This is a genomic window from Mesorhizobium sp. M1A.F.Ca.IN.020.06.1.1, assembly GCF_004023265.1.
In the GTDB taxonomy this organism is placed as follows: domain Bacteria; phylum Pseudomonadota; class Alphaproteobacteria; order Rhizobiales; family Rhizobiaceae; genus Mesorhizobium.
Genome location: NZ_RZSR01001384.1, coordinates 1 through 1,094, shown reverse-complemented (window position 1 = coordinate 1,094; position 1,094 = coordinate 1). Strand labels below are relative to the sequence as shown.

The window sequence follows — 1,094 nt, the reverse complement described above, 5'->3', positions numbered from 1 at the left end:
CCCACGCACCCGCCACAGTCTCGAGCTTGTGCTCGACAATCTCGTCTGGTTCATGCTGGTCTTCGTGCTGGCCGTGTTCTCGACCCTCATTCCGAACTTCTTCCAGCTCGGCATCTTCGCCAACATCGTCGAGGCTTCGAGCGTGCTGGGCGTGATGTCGATCGGCCTGGCGCTGGTCATCATTGCCGGTCACATGGACCTGTCGGTTGAATCGGTCGCGGCGCTCAGCGCCATGGCGGTCGGCATCATGTTCTGCTCGTCAGGCATCGGCCTCGGCCTGCAGTTGCATCCGGACTGGCTGATGGTGCCGGTCTCGCTCGCCGTAGCCCTGGCGGTGGGAGCCCTTATCGGCGTCATCAACGGTTTCCTCATCGTCAGACTGCGGATGAGCGCCTTCATCATCACGCTTGCCTCCTATATCTGGGTGCGCGGCCTCGTGCTTGTCGTTTCCGGCGGACGCTCGGCGCAGGATTTGGCGCCGGCCATCCGCTGGTTCGGTATCCAGCGGCTCGCCGGCCTGCCGCTCACCGCCTGGATCGCTGTCGGCTGCTTCGTCGTCTTCTCGCTGATTCTCGCCAAGACGCCGTTCGGCCGGCATCTGGTGATGATCGGTGGCAACGAGACCGCGACCTTCCGTGCCGGCATCCGCGTCAACCGCAACCTGATCATCGCCTTCGTCCTTGCCGGCGCCATCGCCGGCCTCGCCGGCTGGCTGCTCGCCATCCGCACCTCCGGCGCCACCGCCAATCTCGGCGTCGGCCTGCTCTTCAACGCCTTCGCCGCTGTGGTCATTGGCGGCGTCAGCCTGAAAGGCGGCGTCGGCACCCTGCCCGGCGTCTATGCCGGCGTGCTGCTCCTCTCGGCCATCAACACCGCCATCAACCTCATGGCCCTGCCGGCCAACTTCACCCAGGTCATCCACGGCTTGCTGGTGCTGGCGGCCGTGCTTCTCGACGCCTTCAAGCAAACCATTCGCCAAAGGCTCGCATGACAGGACGGCTCGCATGACCGGACGCATCGAAGGCAAGGTGGCGGTGATCGTCGGGGCCGCGCGTGGCATCGGCAGGGGCATAGCCCAGCGGTTCGCCGAGGAG

General features: G+C 65.5%; 1 protein-coding gene and 1 pseudogene. Both read left to right on the top strand.

Annotation, left to right across the window (positions count from 1 at the left end):
• The coding region (locus EOA60_RS34230) for an ABC transporter permease (protein ID WP_164899823.1) at positions 1-991 on the top strand (991 nt) is incomplete at its 5' end.
• Positions 992-1,004: 13 nt separating this feature from the next.
• Positions 1,005-1,094: pseudogene (locus tag EOA60_RS39970) on the top strand (3-oxoacyl-[acyl-carrier-protein] reductase); the annotation flags it as partial.